The 16,535-nt window shown below is 62.0% G+C and carries 16 protein-coding genes and 1 pseudogene; 15 read left to right on the top strand and 2 right to left on the bottom strand.

What is annotated here, in order from left to right:
* Nucleotide 1: 1 nt before the first annotated feature.
* The 8 genes and pseudogenes from BLU26_RS04225 (at nucleotide 2) to BLU26_RS04190 (ending at nucleotide 7,020) form a co-directional block, all read left to right on the top strand.
* Nucleotides 2–796, top strand: coding sequence for a cobalamin-binding protein (locus tag BLU26_RS04225; RefSeq protein ID WP_092288356.1), 795 nt, complete (start codon nucleotides 2–4; stop codon nucleotides 794–796).
* Nucleotides 793–1,701 carry an adenosylcobinamide-phosphate synthase CbiB gene (gene cbiB / locus BLU26_RS04220; RefSeq protein WP_092284161.1) on the top strand — a complete coding sequence of 303 codons (909 nt, stop codon included), beginning with the start codon at nucleotides 793–795 and terminating at the stop codon, nucleotides 1,699–1,701. Before BLU26_RS04225 ends, cbiB begins: the two co-directional genes overlap by 4 nt.
* A pseudogene (gene cobD / locus BLU26_RS04215) lies at nucleotides 1,694–2,691 on the top strand (threonine-phosphate decarboxylase CobD). The gene cbiB and the pseudogene cobD overlap by 8 nt, the downstream one beginning before the upstream one ends.
* On the top strand, nucleotides 2,688–4,148 hold the full coding sequence (locus tag BLU26_RS04210; RefSeq protein ID WP_092284159.1) for a cobyric acid synthase: 1,461 nt from the start codon (nucleotides 2,688–2,690) through the stop codon (nucleotides 4,146–4,148). The pseudogene cobD and the gene BLU26_RS04210 overlap by 4 nt, the downstream one beginning before the upstream one ends.
* The gene (cobU, locus tag BLU26_RS04205; protein ID WP_092284157.1) at nucleotides 4,141–4,662 is read left to right on the top strand and encodes a bifunctional adenosylcobinamide kinase/adenosylcobinamide-phosphate guanylyltransferase; all 522 of its coding nucleotides are present in this window, start codon (nucleotides 4,141–4,143) and stop codon (nucleotides 4,660–4,662) included. The genes BLU26_RS04210 and cobU overlap by 8 nt, the downstream gene beginning before the upstream one ends.
* On the top strand, nucleotides 4,659–5,714 hold the full coding sequence (cobT, locus tag BLU26_RS04200) for a nicotinate-nucleotide--dimethylbenzimidazole phosphoribosyltransferase (RefSeq protein WP_092284155.1): 1,056 nt from the start codon (nucleotides 4,659–4,661) through the stop codon (nucleotides 5,712–5,714). Before cobU ends, cobT begins: the two co-directional genes overlap by 4 nt.
* Complete coding sequence (gene cobC, locus BLU26_RS04195) at nucleotides 5,711–6,289, top strand: alpha-ribazole phosphatase family protein (protein ID WP_092284153.1); 579 nt, start codon at nucleotides 5,711–5,713, stop codon at nucleotides 6,287–6,289. The genes cobT and cobC overlap by 4 nt, the downstream gene beginning before the upstream one ends.
* Nucleotides 6,286–7,020 carry an adenosylcobinamide-GDP ribazoletransferase gene (locus BLU26_RS04190; RefSeq protein ID WP_092284151.1) on the top strand — a complete coding sequence of 245 codons (735 nt, stop codon included), beginning with the start codon at nucleotides 6,286–6,288 and terminating at the stop codon, nucleotides 7,018–7,020. Before cobC ends, BLU26_RS04190 begins: the two co-directional genes overlap by 4 nt.
* Before the next feature lie 248 nt (nucleotides 7,021–7,268).
* On the opposite strand, the gene BLU26_RS04185 is transcribed toward BLU26_RS04190, so the two are convergent.
* The gene (locus tag BLU26_RS04185; protein WP_092284149.1) at nucleotides 7,269–8,288 is read right to left on the bottom strand and encodes an AraC family transcriptional regulator; all 1,020 of its coding nucleotides are present in this window, start codon (nucleotides 8,286–8,288) and stop codon (nucleotides 7,269–7,271) included.
* 188 nt (nucleotides 8,289–8,476) lie between these two features.
* On the opposite strand from BLU26_RS04185, the gene BLU26_RS04180 reads away from it, so the two are divergent.
* Together BLU26_RS04180 and BLU26_RS04175 are read left to right on the top strand one after the other, a co-directional pair.
* The gene (locus tag BLU26_RS04180; RefSeq protein ID WP_092284147.1) at nucleotides 8,477–10,513 is read left to right on the top strand and encodes an NADPH-dependent 2,4-dienoyl-CoA reductase; all 2,037 of its coding nucleotides are present in this window, start codon (nucleotides 8,477–8,479) and stop codon (nucleotides 10,511–10,513) included.
* Nucleotides 10,514–10,752: 239 nt separating this feature from the next.
* Entirely contained in the window at nucleotides 10,753–11,607 is an 855-nt protein-coding gene (locus BLU26_RS04175) for a hypothetical protein (RefSeq protein ID WP_157719298.1), read from the top strand.
* Here BLU26_RS04175 and BLU26_RS04170 read toward each other — a convergent pair whose 3' ends face one another.
* Nucleotides 11,608–12,519 (bottom strand): DUF1853 family protein, encoded by a 912-nt coding sequence (locus BLU26_RS04170; RefSeq protein ID WP_157719297.1) that lies wholly within the window; start codon nucleotides 12,517–12,519, stop codon nucleotides 11,608–11,610.
* Nucleotides 12,520–12,645: 126 nt separating this feature from the next.
* Here BLU26_RS04170 and BLU26_RS04165 point away from each other — a divergent pair, with 126 nt between their 5' ends.
* Genes BLU26_RS04165 through BLU26_RS04145 form a run of 5 tightly spaced genes read left to right on the top strand, consistent with a single transcriptional unit; the run spans nucleotide 12,646 to nucleotide 16,498 of the window.
* Entirely contained in the window at nucleotides 12,646–13,530 is an 885-nt protein-coding gene (locus BLU26_RS04165; RefSeq protein WP_092284141.1) for an NAD(+) kinase, read from the top strand.
* A 6-nt stretch (nucleotides 13,531–13,536) separates the two neighbouring features.
* Nucleotides 13,537–14,499 carry a metallophosphoesterase gene (locus BLU26_RS04160; RefSeq protein WP_092288355.1) on the top strand — a complete coding sequence of 321 codons (963 nt, stop codon included), beginning with the start codon at nucleotides 13,537–13,539 and terminating at the stop codon, nucleotides 14,497–14,499.
* Between the two features lie 7 nt (nucleotides 14,500–14,506).
* Nucleotides 14,507–15,346 carry a rhomboid family intramembrane serine protease gene (locus BLU26_RS04155; RefSeq protein ID WP_092284139.1) on the top strand — a complete coding sequence of 280 codons (840 nt, stop codon included), beginning with the start codon at nucleotides 14,507–14,509 and terminating at the stop codon, nucleotides 15,344–15,346.
* 43 nt (nucleotides 15,347–15,389) lie between these two features.
* Nucleotides 15,390–15,656 carry a YeaC family protein gene (locus BLU26_RS04150; protein WP_092284137.1) on the top strand — a complete coding sequence of 89 codons (267 nt, stop codon included), beginning with the start codon at nucleotides 15,390–15,392 and terminating at the stop codon, nucleotides 15,654–15,656.
* Nucleotides 15,656–16,498: a DUF2797 domain-containing protein gene (locus tag BLU26_RS04145; RefSeq protein WP_092284134.1), complete on the top strand. Its 843-nt coding sequence runs from the start codon at nucleotides 15,656–15,658 to the stop codon at nucleotides 16,496–16,498. Before BLU26_RS04150 ends, BLU26_RS04145 begins: the two co-directional genes overlap by 1 nt.
* Nucleotides 16,499–16,535 lie beyond the last annotated feature (37 nt).

The following is a 16,535-nucleotide window of genomic DNA, read 5'->3' as shown; positions in this document are numbered from 1 at the left end:
CATCGGTAGCGGACCGCAGCGCATCGTCTGCCTGTCGACCGAAACTTGTGAGGTGCTGTATTGCCTGGGTGAGCAGCAGCGTATCGTCGGCATCTCCGGTTTTACCGTGCGGCCGCCGCAGGCGCGCAAGGAAAAGCCGAAAATCGCCGCCTTCACCAGCGCCAAAATAGACGAGATCATCGCGCTAGAGCCGGATCTGGTGCTGGGTTATTGCGATCTGCAGGCCGGTTTGCTGGCTGATCTGGCGCGCGCCGGGTTAGAGGTGCATCTGTTCAATCAGCGCAGCATTGCCGGCATCTTGCGCATGATCTCAACGCTGGGCGCCCTGGTCGGTGCGGCTGAGCGCGCCGCTGAACTGGTGGCCGAACTGGAAGATGGGCTGCTGCAGGTGCGCAATGCCGCGCCGCAGGGTGCCGCAAGGCCCCGGGTTTATTTTGAGGAATGGAACGAGCCGCTGATTTCCGGCATTGGCTGGGTCAGCGAGTTGATTGAACTGGCCGGTGGCCAGGACTGCTTTGCCGAGCTGGCCTCTGCGCCCGGTGCGCGCCAGCGCATTATCGCCGACCCGCAGGAGGTGGTACGCCGCGCGCCGGATATCATTATTGGCTCCTGGTGCGGCAAGCGCTTTCGCCCTGAGCAAGTCAGTGCCCGTGACGGTTGGCAGGCAATACCTGCGGTACGGAACGGGCAGCTACACGAGATCAAATCGGCGGATATCCTGCAGCCGGGTGTGGGCGCGCTGACCGACGGGCTGCAACAATTGGTCGGCATTATTGCCGGCTGGCGTGCCAGGTGACCGGCCTGCTGCCTGCGGCCCTGCTGGCTGCGCTATTGGATCGCTTGCTGGGTGAACCTTCACGTTGGCACCCGCTGGTTGGCTTTGGCCGCTGGGCCCAGTACCTGGAGCAGCGGTTGAATCGGCACAACAGCATTCTGCGCGGCGCTCTTGCCTGGGCGCTGGCGGTACTCCCCTTTACCGTGCTGGCTTACTGGCTGGCCAGTTGGCCGGTGCTGGGCTGGGTGTTTGCCGTGCTCTGCCTGTATGTATGTCTTGGTGGCCAGAGCCTGACAGCGCACGCACGGCCCATTGCCGAAGCACTGCAACGCAAGGATTTACCCTTGGCGCGCGAGTTGGTAGGCCGCATTGTCAGTCGCGACACCCGGCAGCTGAGCGAGGAGGGCATTGCCAGAGCTACGGTTGAGTCGGTGCTGGAGAACGGCAGTGATGCACTCTTTGCCGCCTTGTTCTGGTTTCTGCTGCTGGGCGCGCCTGGTGTGGTGTTGTATCGCCTGAGTAACACTCTGGATGCCATGTGGGGTTACCGCACCCCGCGTTTTCTACTCTTTGGCCGGGTCGCCGCGCGCATGGATGATGTGCTCAATTATCTGCCCGCTCGGCTGGTGGCGCTGAGCTACTGCCTATGTGGTGATGCTGGCAGCGGCTGGCGCAGCTGGCGTACTCAGGCCGCCGCCTGGGACAGCCCCAACGCCGGTCCGGTGATGGCGGCGGGCGCTGGCGCGCTGCAACTGCAACTGGGCGGCGCGGCGGTGTACCACGGTGAATCCGTTACCCGGCCAACGTTGGGGCTGGGCGCCGCGCCGCGCGCGCAGGATATTCTGCGTGCGCTGCAGCTGGTGCGCCGCAGTCTGCTGGTATGGCTACTGCTGATCCTGCTGGTGTGGATTCTTAGCCATGCTTGAGCACGGCGGGCGCCTGCGCCGTGCGGCCAGCGAATTTGGCCTGCCGCTTGAGCAATGGCTGGACCTGTCCACCGGATTGGCGCCTTACCATTGGCCGATTCCCCCATTGCCACATTCGGTCTGGAGCCGTCTGCCCGAGCCGGACGATGGACTCGGCGAGATGGCTGCCGACTATTACGCTGCGCCCCGGGCGCTGCCGGTAGCAGGGTCGCAGGCCGCGATCCAGGCCTTGCCGATGCTGCGCCGCCCCTGCCGCGTAGGCATTGTCGAGCCGACCTATGCCGAGCACCGTCAGGCCTGGGTGCGCGCCGGGCATGAGGTCGTCAGCCTCAGCCCTGGTGTGTCTGCACAGCAGCTGGGGCAGCTGGATGTGCTGGTGGTGGTCAACCCGAACAACCCTACAGGCCAACTGATATCGGCTGAACGCTTGTTGCAGTGGCATCAGACGCTTGTTGCGCAGGGGGCTGGCTGGTAGTGGACGAGGCTTTTATGGATGTGACGCCAGGCTGCAGTCTGGCACCCCACAGTCATTTGCCAGGCTTGATCGTGCTGCGCTCGGTGGGCAAGTTCTTCGGTCTGGCGGGCCTACGCTTGGGCTTTGTGCTGGCCGCCGAGCACACACTGGCCGCGCTTGAAGAGCAACTGGGCCCCTGGACGGTCAGCGGACCGGCGCGCGCAGTGGGGCAAGCAATCCTCGGGGACCGCCGTACTCAGCAGTTGTGGCGTAGCCGCCTGTTGCAGGACAGTGATCGCCTGGACTCGTTGCTGAACGCATCGGGTCTGCAGGGCGGCGGCGGTTGCGGTTTGTTTCAATGGCGCCAGCCAGGTGCCGCGCAGGCGCCGGCGCTTTACCGCAGCTTGGCGCGGCGCGGTGTGCTGGTCAGGTTGTTTCCCGAGTTGGCTGGCGTGCGTTTCGGTTTGCCGCGCTCAGAATCACAATGGCAGCGGTTGCAGCTGGCGCTGCAGGACTGTCTGAAGGAGTTGGCATGAGCAGTTTGATGGTGCAGGGCACGACCTCGGATGCGGGCAAGAGTACCTTGGTCAGCGCTTTGTGCCGCTGGCTGGTGCGCGAGGGCGTGGCGGTGGCGCCGTTCAAGCCACAGAACATGGCGCTCAATGCAGCGGTGACCGAGGATGGCGGCGAGATCGGCCGCGCTCAGGCGGTGCAGGCGCAGGCCGCGCGCCTCAGCCCGCATACCGACATGAACCCGATTCTGCTCAAGCCCAACAGCGATGTGGGGGCGCAGGTCATCATTCAGGGCCAGCCCGTCGGCAATATGGATGCGGTGGCCTACCACGCCTATAAGCCAATCGCCATGCAATCCGTGCTGGCGGCGCATGAACGCTTGCGCAGCCGCTACCCGGTCATTCTGGTGGAGGGTGCCGGATCGCCGGCTGAAATCAATCTGCGCGAAGGCGATATTGCCAATATGGGCTTTGCCGAGGCAGTGGATTGTCCGGTGATCATTATTGCCGATATCGACAAGGGCGGCGTGTTCGCTCACCTGGTGGGCACGCTTGAGCTGTTGTCGCCGAGCGAGCAGGCGCGGGTGCAGGGTTTTGTCATCAACCGGTTTCGTGGCGATATTGCACTACTGGAGCCGGGCCTGCGCTGGCTGGAGCAGCGTACCGGCAAACCTGTGCTTGGCGTGCTGCCGTACTTGCATGACTTGCACCTCGAAGCCGAGGACGCGGTAGACACCCGGCAGGTGGCCAAACAGCAGAACGCTATTCGGGTGGTAGTGCCAGTGCTGCCGCGCATCAGTAACCATACCGACTTTGATCCGTTGCGCCTGCATCCGCAGGTCAAGCTGACATTCGTTGGGCCGGGCCAGCCGATCCCGCCGGCCGATCTGATGATTCTGCCAGGCTCGAAAAGCGTCGCAGCCGATCTTGCCTATTTGCGTAGCCAGGGTTGGGATCAGGCTCTGCAACGGCATTTACGTTACGGCGGTAAGCTGTTGGGTATCTGTGGTGGCTTTCAGATGCTGGGCACGCGGCTGGCTGACCCGCTGGGGCTGGAGGGTGCGCCGGGTGATGTTCAGGGGCTGGGCTTGCTCGACATGCACACCGAATTGCGCGCGGCGAAACAGCTCACCAACGTGACGGGCACGCTGAGCCTGGCGCAGGCCGCCGTCAGTGGGTACGAAATTCACGCCGGCGTGAGTATGGGGCCGGCGTTGGGCCGGCCGCTGGTACAGCTGCACGGTGGCAAAACCGAGGGTGCGCTGAGCGCAGACGGCCAGGTGGCGGGCACCTATTTGCACGGCTTCTTCGAACAGCCCGCGACCCAGCGGGCGATTCTGGCCTGGGCTGGCCTAAGCAACGCCCAGGGGCTGGACTATGCTGCGTTGCGCGAGCGCGATCTGGATCGTCTAGCCGATTTAGTGGCGCAGCATCTGGATACGGAAAAACTGCGCGTGCTTTGTGGGGTGCCCCATGCATGAACTGATTCTGGGTGGCGCGCGCTCGGGCAAAAGCCGCATGGCAGAGCGGCTGGCGCTGGAATCCGGGCTGTCGGTCACCTATATTGCCACCTGTCAGCCACGCGATGCGGAGATGGCCGCGCGGGTAGCGCATCATCGTGCTCGCCGCCCCGCAGACTGGGCGCTGGTAGAGGAGCCATTGGCGCTGGCGCAGGTGCTGCAACAACACGCCTCGCAGGAGCGCTGTCTGCTGGTAGACTGCCTGACATTGTGGTTGAGCAACCTGTTGCTCGACACGGACACAACACGCTGGGCGCATGAGCGTCAGCGGCTGTTCGACAGCCTTCAGCAGTTGCCAGGGCGCTTGATCATGGTCAGTAACGAGACCGGCTTGGGCGTGGTGCCCATGGGTGAGTTGAGCCGGCGGTTTGTCGACGAAGCAGGCTGGTTGCATCAGGAACTGGCAGCACACTGCGAACGGGTGGTGGTCTGTATTGCGGGACTTCCGCAGACCTTGAAGGGAGAGAGCGTGTGAAAGGAGCTTGGTGGCAGGCAGCGGCGCGAAGTCTTGACGGGGGTAGGCGGGCGCAGGCGCTAGCGCGACAGACGCAACTCACCAAACCGCTGGGAGCACTCGGTCGCCTGGAGCAGCTCGCCGTCACGCTGGCGGGGCTGCAAGGGCGCAGCCAGCCCGCTGTTGAGCGCATCTGGATCTCCATTTTCGCCGCCGATCACGGCATTGCTGAGGAAGGTGTTTCGGCGTACCCGCAGGAAGTTACCGGTCAGATGCTCGCCAATTTTGCTCAAGGTGGCGCGGCCATCAGCGTGCTGGCTCGCCACCTGGGCGCTGAACTGGAGCTGCTGGAGCTGGGGCTGGTGCACGAAGTGGGCCCGTTGCCCGGGGTACGCCAATTGAAAATCGCCCCCGGCACGGCCAATTTTCGCCAGCAGCGGGCGATGACCAGCGTGCAGTGTGCGCACGCGCTGCTGGCAGGGCGGGAGGCAGTGCAGCGTAGCATCGAGAAACGCGCTGATCTGTTTATTGGCGGAGATATGGGCATCGGCAATACCAGCAGCGCCTGCGCTCTGGCCTGTCTGCTGCTCGACCAGCCGGTAGCCCGGTTGGTGGGGGCCGGCACCGGTATGAAGGGGGGCGGTTTGCAGCACAAGACGCGAGTGATCGAGGCGGCGCTGAAGCTGCACCGGCCGCACATTGATTCACCGCTGGAAGCGCTGACCCGCGTGGGTGGGCTGGAAATTGCGGCGCTGGCGGGCGCCTATATTGCCGCTGCGCAAGAGGGTATTGCGGCCTTGGTCGATGGCTATATCTGTTCGGCGGCGGCGCTCTGTGCTCAGCGCATGAACCCCGGTGTGGCGCCCTGGTTGCTGTACAGCCATCGCAGTGCCGAGCCCTGTCATCAGGAATTGCTCGACGCCCTTGACGCCGAGCCGCTGCTGGCCATGGAAATGCGCCTTGGCGAGGCCAGTGGCGCCGCTGTTGCAGTGCCGTTGTTGCAGTCGGCCTGCCGTCTGCACAACGAAATGGCGACCTTTCAGGAGGCTGCGGTATCGGTCAGCCTGCGATGAGCCTGCGTCTGGACTTTCTGCGCCACGGTGAAACAGAGCAGGGAGGCGGCTTGCGCGGCAGCCTGGATGATCTGCTAACGGAAACCGGCTGGCAGCAACTGAATACGGCCGTTGCGCCGCTGTCCGGGTGGCAGCGTATTGTCAGTTCGCCGCTGCGTCGCTGCGCGCTTTTTGCCGAGCAACTGGCAGTGCAGCGAAATTTGCCCCTGGAATACAGCAACGATCTGCGCGAACTGCACTTTGGCGTCTGGGAAGGCAAGCATCCCAGTGAGCTGATGCAGACCCAGGCCGACGAACTTGGCCGCTTCTGGGCCGACCCCTATGCCTATACACCGCCCGGCGCGGAGTCGCTGCAAGCCTTTGCAGCGCGCATCGATAGCGCCCTGCAGCACCTGTACGCGTGCTATGCCGGGCAACGCTTGCTGGTGGTGTGCCACGCCGGGGTTATGCGGCTACTGCTGGCGCGCGCCCGCGGGTTGGCGCCCGCTGCGTTGTTGCAGGTAACGGTAGGCTATGCCGAGCTGGTGTCGCTGCAGTTTGATCGGCAAGACGGCCTGCGAGAGCTCATCGCATGATGCCCTTCGCCGTGGCATTGCAGTTTCTGACGCGCTTACCGGTTCGCCTGCGGCGTTCGCCGACTGCCAGTGAAAGCGCGGAATCCTTGCTCTGGTATCCGCTGGTGGGTTTGCTGCTGGGAGCATTACTGCTCGCAGCAAATGCGCTGCTGGGTGGTGTGGATGTAATACTGCGTGCAGCGGTGTTGCTGGCGGCCTGGGTCTGGCTCACCGGCGGCCTGCATCTCGATGGCCTGGCCGACACCGTTGATGCCTGGGTTGGGGGCTTTGGCGACCGCGAGCGTACCCTGGCGATCATGAAAGACCCGGCCTGCGGCCCTATGGGCGTGATGGCCCTGGTGCTGTGTCTGCTGTTGAAGTACTGCGCGCTACTGGTTTTGCTGGCTGATAACCAGTGGCAGCTGTTGCTGATCGCGCCCTGGCTCGGGCGCTGCCTGTTGCCGGCGCTGCTGCTGAGTACTGCCTACGTGCGCGCGGGTGGCCTTGGTAGCAGCCTTACTCAGGCGATGCCGCGTTTGCGCCTGCAATGGGTGTTGGCGGGGAATGCTCTGGCCTTGATCTGCTTTGGCTGGCCCGGTCTGTTAGCGTTGTTGGTCGCCGTGGCGCTGCTACTGTATTGTCGCAAGCTGCTGTTGGTGCGCCTGGGCGGGACCACTGGCGATACTGCCGGGGCCTTGCTTGAAGGCTTCGAGTGCCTGGCGCTGGTGGTCGTGGCGATATTGCTGGTCTGAGGTGCGGGAACTTTCCACTCTCTGGTTCATCTGAATGTCATCTGGCGTGGCTAACGTAAAACCCGTTAGCAGTACGTCATGATCGTCAAAGAAGAAAAGGGAGATGGATAATGAGTGACTATATTGAAGAGTTGATCGAACAACAGATGCAGCAACGTGATGAAGATGTAGAAGACGCTGAAGAGATGTAATTCTCTTTATGCGTTTTCTGGAAATAGGCGGTAAATCCCTGTTTTAAATTGTTTTATTCAAGTCTTTCCTTTCTCAAGTATTCCCCGGCGGTAGCCTCCTGGCGCCGATCCCGTCCAGCGCTTGAACGCGCGCTGAAATGCCTCCGGTGATGAAAATCCCAGCAGAAATGCAATCTCGCCCAGTGCCAGTTCGGTATCTCGAATATAGCTGACGGCTAGCTCGCGGCGCATGTCGTCAATGATGTCCTGAAAACGGGTGTGGTCTTCCTGTTGCAGGCGTCTGCGCAGGGTCCAGGATGGCAGACCAAGCTCGCGCGCGACCTGCATCAGGCTGGGCAGCCTTTGGTGCAGTTGCGGCGCTACTATGCTCTCCACCCGCTCGCGCAGTCCGCGATGCCGCGTGAGTTCATGCAGCCGTTGGTCGCACAGCGTCAGCAGGTGCTGGTAATGCCCGGGCGCGCTTTGCGTCAGCGGTAGCTGCAGGCTACGCGGTTCCCACATCAATTGATTGTGCGGCTGGGAAAACAGCACCGGGCATTGAAACAGCTCTTCGTACCGGGCGGCGTAGGTTGGCGGCGGGAACTCGATATGCACCTCACGCAGCTGCGCCAAGCCACCAGTCAGCTGCTTGCCCGTCAGGGCGCGGGCCGAGAGGGCGGAATCGACCACGAACAGATTGAACATGTTGTAAGGCGCAATCGAGTAGAAGCGCAGCGCCGGAGCCTCGAAGCTGGAATGGCCGCGGTAGTTCTGGCTGGTTAGCCGCTCGTAGCGCACCAGTACCTCAAAGGCGGTTGCCAGATCGGGTGCGCACTGCGCCGTCATGCCGGCCAGCCCCAGGTGGCTGAGCTGGCTGTGATTGCCCATCGCCAGGCCAATGGCCGGGTTCTTGGTGTAGCGTATGGCCGCGTTGCCCAGGCGCATGAAACGCGGGATGCTGATGCGCGCGTGCGGCTCGGCCAGCAGCGCTTCAGTGATGCCAAAGCGTTCCAGCAGCGGCGCTGGATCCAGCTGCTGCTGGCGAATCGCGGAGCGCAGGCTAAGCAGATAGCTGACGGAAATGTCGCCGAGTTTCATCGTGGATTGGCCGTCGTCTATGAGGTGGAGGCGTCGAGCGGGAGACGGCAGTGTAATTCAGGGTTATGAATGTGTCACTTTGGGTGATTGAGTGGGCACTTGGCTGGGCCTATTGTTTTGCCCACAACAGGCTCCGCGCAGGTAATCGAGAGCCGTCCTGATGACGCTGACGAGGCGATGAGATAACCATGACCGCACAAACGCTTTATCCCGAATTGCTGGCCCCGCTGGATCTGGGCTTTACCACGCTGCGCAACCGCACCTTGATGGGCTCCATGCACACCGGACTGGAAGAGCGCCCCAATGGCTTCAATCGCATGGCGGCCTACTTTGCCGAGCGCGCGCGCGGCGGTGTTGGTCTGATCGTTACCGGCGGCATCGGCCCGAACGAAGAGGGCTGCGTGGCCCACGGCGCAGCCAAGATGACCACCCCGGAAGAAGCTGCCCAGCACAAGGTGATTACCCAGGCGGTACACGCCGAAGGCGGCAAGATCTGCATGCAGATTCTGCACGCCGGCCGTTACGCCTACAGCCCCAAGCAGGTCTCGGCCAGTGCGGTGCAGGCCCCGATCAATCCTTTCACTCCAAAAGAGCTGGACGAAGAGGGCATCGAGAAGCAGATCGCCGACTTCGCGCGCTGCGCTGTGCTGGCCAAGGAGGCCGGTTACGACGGTGTGGAAGTAATGGGCTCGGAAGGTTACTTCATCAATCAGTTTCTGGTCGCCCACGTAAACAAGCGCACCGACCGCTGGGGCGGCAGCTTCGAGAACCGTATGCGCCTGCCGGTGGAAATTGTTCGCCGCGTACGCGAAGCGGCCGGCGATGACTTCATCATCATCTATCGCCTGTCGATGCTCGATCTGATCGAGAACGGCAGTACCTGGAATGAAGTGGTGCTGCTCGCCAAGGCCATCGAGCAAGCCGGTGCGACCATCATCAATACCGGGATCGGTTGGCACGAAGCGCGAATTCCCACTATTGCGACCAAGGTGCCGCGCGGCGCATTTGCCAAGGTGACGGCCAAGCTCAAGGGCGAGGTTTCCATTCCGCTGGTCACCACTAACCGGATCAACACGCCCGAGCTGGCTAACCAGCTGCTGGCCGAAGGCGCCGCAGACATGATCTCCATGGCCCGCCCGTTCCTGGCCGACCCTGATTTCGTCAACAAGGCCGCGGCTGGCCGCGCGGATGAAATCAATACCTGCATCGGCTGCAACCAGGCCTGTCTGGATCACACCTTTGGCGGCAAGCTGACCAGCTGTCTGGTCAATCCGCGGGCCTGTTACGAGACCGAGCTCAATTACATTCCTACCACTCAGGTAAAAAATGTGGCGGTAGTGGGCGCCGGGCCGGCCGGTTTGGCGGCCGCCACGGTCGCCGCCGAACGCGGCCATCAGGTCACCCTGTTTGACTCGGCCAGCGAGATTGGCGGCCAGTTCAACGTAGCCAAGCGGGTGCCGGGCAAGGAGGAGTTCTATGAGACCTTGCGCTACTTCGGCAAACGCATCGAGGTGACCGGGGTGCAGCTGCAATTGAACCGCCGAGTCAGTGCGGCCGATCTGGCTGAGTTTGACGAGGTGATTCTGGCCACCGGTATCGTGCCGCGCACGCCGGCGATTCCGGGTATCGACCATCCGAAGGTAATCGGTTATCTGGACGCCATTCTGGAGCGCAAGCCGGTGGGTCAGCGGGTCGCCGTGATCGGCGCGGGCGGGATTGGCTTTGACGTCAGTGAGATGATCACCCATCAGGGCACGAGTCCCAGTCAGGATATTGATCTGTTCTGGAAGGAATGGGGGATTGACCCCGCACTCCAGGCCCGTGGCGGCATTGCCGGCATCAAGGCTGAGCCGCACCCGCCGGCCCGCGAGGTTTATCTGCTGCAGCGCAAGACCAGCAAGGTCGGCGACGGCCTGGGCAAGACCACTGGCTGGATTCACCGCGCCGGGCTCAAGAGCAAGCAGGTGCAGATGCTCAATTCGGTCAACTACGTCAAGGTAGACGATGCGGGGTTGCACATTCGCATTGGTGAGAGCGGCGAAGACAAGGTGTTGCCGGTCGATACCATTATTCTCTGCGCCGGTCAGGAGCCGCTGCGTGAACTGCATGCTGAGCTGCAGTCCGCGGGCAAGCCGGTGCACCTGATCGGGGGGGCGGATGTCGCTGCCGAGCTGGACGCCAAGCGAGCGATTGATCAGGGCTCACGCCTGGCCGCTGCACTCTGATACCCGTGCTTAGCGCAAGCGAAGCATTCGCTTGCGCTATGGCGGTGCTGTGACCAGGCCTCTTCAGCCCGCGCGCTGCCTGTGCCTGCGCCCCTGTCTGCGGGGTCTGATTGGCTGCTTGCCAAGTCGGTCACATACCCGTTTGAACCTTTTCCTTACACTGGCTGCCTTAAACGGCATGCGGGATGCATTTGCCGCAAAAAAGGCGCAGAGTATTGAGCAGGGCAAGGAGATAGATGATGAGCACCGCAACAAAGCCAATGCTCACAGAGGCGGTGATGTTTTTCTCGGAACGCGGCATATGCAAGGAAATGCTGTTCCCCGAGTTTGAAGCATTGCTGGACGGCCTCGTGGCGTCACCCGAATTCGCTGACGAAACGGTGGAAGCCGCTTTCGTGCAGATCAACTCGCGGCTGCAGGTTCGTGCAGCGGTGTTCTTCACACTCGACTTCGACCTGGACGGCTACGTCAACCGGCTATGGAACATGCCGCTGCGGCAGCTGGCCGAGAAAGCCGAGCGCGGCCCTGACATGGGTGGCGGACCAATTCGCCTGGTCTGCCTGGGCTATAACAAGCAGCCCAACTATCGTCCGTTGCTGTGGAAGCCGGGCCAGCGTGCCGGTACCAATGATCTTGCCCTGATCAAGGAGGCGGTGACGCGCAACACGCTCGGTATTCTGGGTGAGGATGAAGAAGCCATTGGCATCATTTCGCCCGAGCGGCTGCAGGTGGCGGCGGAAGACAGCTGGTATGGCAGTGGAGTCATCATCGATCCTGATAACACTACGCTGACGCCGATTGAGTCGAGTGCCCCGCACAGCGATGATCTGGACGAGGTGCTGGAACAGCACGCGCTGGAAACCCGCGAATATCAACGCCAGATCGAACTGCTGAACAACCGCCTGAAGGCGCTGACGCTGGAGAAGGATCAGGCGCTGGCCGAACTCAAGGGCACGCACGCCGATCATCTTGAGATCGTTCAGGGTGAACTGCTGGATATCAAGCAGGAGCTGGCCCAGCAGCAGAAGCTGAATGTGGCCCTCAAACGCGACCTGGTAAAACTGCAGAGCCGTACCTCTACCGATATCGACTGATCAGGCAGGCCAGTCATCCGCGACGCAGATCAGGCGGTCTGCGTGCAGCGGTTGGTACGCCGCCATTGAGTCTACCCGCGCGAACATCACCGCCTGGCGCGCCCTGGCCTTGTCGAACACCCCTCCCATCTGATCTGGCCGCAACAGCAAGCCGGGCTCGGCGCGCGGCGGCATCAACCATTCCTTGTGCGGTATCGCCAGCCACTGGCTGTCGGCGGGCAGCAACTGCGTCACCTGATGGCGTTGACACCACATCTGCTGCCCCGGCCTTGGCTGCTGCCCACAGGCGGGCGGCATGCGCTGCGCCGCAGATTGAAACAGAAAGCCTTGCAGCCAGGCCGCCGAGCAGTTGGGCTGTGGTACGGGCTCGGCACAGTGCGCGGCAAGCTGGCTGACCAGGGGTAGCTGATGATCACGCAGGCGATCGACCTTGCGTGCAAGTTGGTCGCTTGGATCTGGCCCCCACCAGAGCGCCGGGTCGCTGCAGCTGCCGGCGGTGGTCCGTAGTTCAGGTCGGCCCAGATAGAATTTGATGGCCAGCTCCAGGTGTACCAAGTCGCCATTGGCTGCCTGGATGATCAGATCCAGCTCACCGAGGGTTCGGCCCTGCTCGCGCAAGGCGATATTGTGCGCCACTATGGATACATCGGGGGCGAGCATGAGCAGGGCGTGCCACAGCCGTTCGTAATAGTTGCCGAGACGGCGGTCGCGGGCGGCGGGGAAGAGCGCGGCAAGCTCCTGCGGCGTGCTGTCCAGCTGTTGCAGGCGCTGCCATAGTGCATTCGGATCGGCGCGCCAGAGACTGTCCTGCAGCGGGTCTCGCTGGGGCAGCGTGCTGCCGTCGAGTAGTGGCGGGCTGAAGGCTACCCAGGCCAGGTCGCGCACTACGTCGTGGCGGAATTGGGTGAGCATGGCGCGGTTCCTGATTTGCCAGCGGGGGCTGGCTGCGGAATAATCGGCGCTCCAGAAGAGCGTTGTTGTCCGGGCAGTCTCCGACATGTCCGCACATCTCTCAAGCGAACAGGGCAAAGAGGTGGTATGGATCAGTTCCGCAATATCGGGCTAATCGGTCGACTCGGCAGCGGACGAGTGGTGGATACCCTCAAACGCTTGAAGCGCTTTCTGCTCGACAGCGGTTACACCGTGATTCTCGAAGATGCGGTGGCCGATCTGTTTCCGGGCCACCAGCAGCAGGTATGCTCGCGCAAAATGATGGGCGAGATTTGCGATCTGGTCATCGTGGTTGGCGGTGACGGTAGCCTGCTGGGGGCCGCTCGCGCCTTGTGTCGTTACAACATCCCGGTGCTGGGGGTAAACCGCGGCGGCCTCGGCTTTCTGACCGACATTCCGCCCGATGAGCTTGAGCACCGCGTTGGCGAGGTGCTGGCCGGGCAATACATGGTTGAAACGCGCTTTTTGCTGGACGCTTTTGTGCGCCGCGGCGAGGAGCAACTGGGCACCAGTGAAGCGTTGAATGATGTGGTATTGCATCCGGGCAAGTCGGCGCGGATGATCGAGTTTGAACTCTATGTCGACGGCCAGTTCGTTTACAGTCAGAAGTCCGATGGCCTCATTGTGGCCACGCCTACCGGTTCTACCGCCTACTCTCTATCCGCTGGCGGGCCAATCATGCATCCCAAGCTGGACGCCGTGGTGCTGGTGCCGATGTTTCCGCATACGCTGTCGAGCCGACCGATCGTGGTCGACGGCAACAGCGAATTGAAGATCATCATTTCCAATCAGAATGGCATTTACCCGCAGGTCAGCTGCGATGGTCAGGTGCATATATCCTGTGCGCCCGGCGACAGCATCACTATCCGCAAGAAACCGCAGAAGCTGCGTCTGCTGCATCCGCTGGATCATAACTTCTACGCCATCTGCCGCAGCAAACTGGGATGGTCCAGCCGTCTCACGGACCAGTAAATGAGTGTGCTGGAGAGCGAGCGCGGCTATGACATCATCGGCGATGTGCATGGCTGCGCCCTGACCGTAGAGCGCCTGCTCGAGCACATGGGCTATCGCAAGCAAGCGGGTGTATGGCGGCATCCACGCCGGCAGGCGTTGTTTCTGGGTGACATCATCGACCGTGGGCCACGCATTCGCGAGGCATTGCATTTGGTGCGTGACATGGTGGAGGCCGGTAGCGCGCGCTGCATCATGGGCAATCACGAGTTCAATGCGCTGTGTTGGGCTACCCCGGCGCCGCCGGAGTCAGGCCGCGAATTCATGCGTGAGCACAACGAGCGCCACCTGCGTCTGATTGGCGATACCCTGCAGCAATTCGCCGCCTGGCCGGACGAGTGGCAAGGCTTTCTGGACTGGTTTTACCAGTTGCCGCTGTTTCTAGACTGCAACGAAATACGCCTGGTGCACGCCTGCTGGGATGACCGTCTGATCGAGCCCTTTCGCGCCCGGCACCCCGACGGCTGCATCGATGCCGAATATCTGCGCGCCGCCGCGCAGTGGGGCAGCCTTGAATCGAAAACCCTTGATCGCTTGCTGCGCGGCACTGATATGCGCCTGCCGGACGGGATGACCATGACCGGCAAGGACGGCTTTACCCGCGGCGCCTTTCGCACCAAATTCTGGGAAGAAGCACCACAGACCTACGGTGACGTGGTATTCCAGCCCGATGCCCTGCCCGAAGACATCGCCGCGCTCCCCCTCAGCGCTGAACAAAAGCAGGCATTGCAGATCTATCGTCCAGGCGACCCGATTCTGTTTGTCGGGCATTACTGGCAACAAGGCCAACCGCATTCGATACGCCCCAATCTGGCGTGCCTGGATTACAGCGCGGTCAAATACGGCAAGCTCGTTGCCTACCGCTGGGACGGCGAACTACAGCTGAACCAGGATCACTTCGTTTGGGTCGACGTACCCCATTACGCTTGAGGATGTCATGCAACGTGCTTTTACCTGTTCGCTGGAAGAAGACCTGCGCCCGCTGGTGCGCTTTTTGCGCAGCCGCGGGGTAGTACATCGCGTCAGCGAAGAGCGCGGTATGCAGGTGGTCTGGGTGGTTGATCAGGCTACCGCAGATATCGTGCAGGCGCTGTACCAGGGCGGGTTGGCCGAGCTGCCCAGCGCACCGCCGCGCGATTTGCCTGAAACCCCGGCCAGAGCATACTGGCGCCAGTCTTACCGGCTGATTCCGGCGACCTTGCTGGTGCTGCTGGTAACGGCCTTGGTGGCCGTGTTTACCGGCTTGGGCAGTAATGTTGAGAATGTAGTGTTGCTGACCTTCACCCCGCTGGAGGCCAGTGGTTACCTCGCACCGCAACCCGATATGCAGCAGTGGTGGCGGCTTATCACACCGATCTTTATTCACTTTGGCTTGATGCACCTGGCCTTCAATGCGCTCTGGTTCTGGGAGCTGGGGCGGCGCATCGAGATGCGCTCCGGGGCGTTGTGGTTACTGGGTCTGACGTTGCTGATCGGGGTTATTTCCAACACCGCGCAGTGGTGGTGGACCGGCACCGATGGCCTGTTTGGCGGTCTCTCTGGTGTGTTGTATGGCATGCTGGGCTATTGCTGGCTGTATCAGTTGATTGCCCCCAACGTGTATTTCGCACTGCCCAAGGGAGTAGTGATCATGATGCTGGTCTGGCTGGCGCTGTGCATGTCGGGTTTGATTACCGTGCTCGGGTTTGGCGCCATAGCCAATGCGGCACACGTCAGTGGGCTGCTGGTCGGTTGTCTGTTTGGCAGTATCGCCGGGGCGCTGCAGCGGCGCCTGTGACGCGTTACAATAATCGCCGTTTTCCATTCTCGCCGGAGTTCTGATGACCACTTTCATCGACATGCTGCGCAATATCACCCCAGAGGTGTATGCCGCCCTCAAACTCGCCGTGGAAATCGGCAAGTGGTCTGATGGCCGCAAACTGACGCAGGAGCAGAAAGAACTCTGTCTGCAGGCGATGATCGCCTGGGAGCAGGACAATCTGCCGGAGGAAGAGCGCACCGGTTACATGGGGCCGCAGGCCTGCAAGTCCGAACAGAAGGACATCCCCAATATTCTGTTTTCCACCGGCTCCGGCACGGTGCACTGATGGCGCAGCTGGAGACCCAGGGTAGTGTGCGCAAGATGCTCGGAGAGCTGGCTGATGCGACGACGCCAGTTGCCTATCATCTGCCGCTGGGCGAGCAGCGCATTGCCCTGAACGATGCCATTGGCAAGCAGATTCGCCTGCAGGCGCTCGGTCAGATCAACTGCGTGCATTGCGGACGCAAGACCAAGAAGAGCTTCAATCAGGGCTACTGTTACCCCTGTTTTACCAAGCTGGCGCAGTGTGACAGCTGCATCATGAGTCCGGAAAAGTGCCACTATCATCTGGGGACTTGCCGAGAGCCGGCCTGGGGCGAGCAGTTCTGCATGACTGATCATATTGTGTACCTGGCCAACTCGTCGGGACTCAAGGTCGGTATTACCCGCGCAACCCAGATTCCTACCCGCTGGATCGACCAGGGCGCCAGTCAGGCCTTGCCGATTCTGCGCGTGGCGACGCGGCAACAGTCCGGGCTGGTGGAAGACCTGATCCGCCAGCACGTGGCCGACAAGACCAACTGGCGTGCGCTGCTGCGTGGCGAGCCTGAGCCACTGGACTTGCTCGCCGAGCGCGAGCGTTTGCTGGAGCTGGCCGGCGAGGGCATTCAGGCCCTGCAGGCGCAGTTCGGCCTGCAGGCTATTCAGCCGATCACCGACATCGCGCCCCTGGAGATTCGTTATCCGGTAGAGCAGTACGTGGCCAAGCCGCAGTCGGCCAATCTCGATAAAGAGCCGCTGCTCGAAGGCACGCTGCTGGGTATCAAGGGTCAATATTTGCTGCTGGATACCGCGGTCATCAATATTCGCAAATATACTGCTTATCAACTGGCTTTCAGCGTCAGCTGACAACGCAACTCCAGCCCGCTGCCGCGGATTGCAGCGG

The sequence above is a fragment of the Halopseudomonas sabulinigri genome (genome assembly GCF_900105255.1).
Taxonomy (GTDB): domain Bacteria; phylum Pseudomonadota; class Gammaproteobacteria; order Pseudomonadales; family Pseudomonadaceae; genus Halopseudomonas; species Halopseudomonas sabulinigri.
The sequence above is the reverse complement of the archived record's forward strand: the minus strand, read 5'-3'. Positions and strand labels throughout refer to the sequence as shown.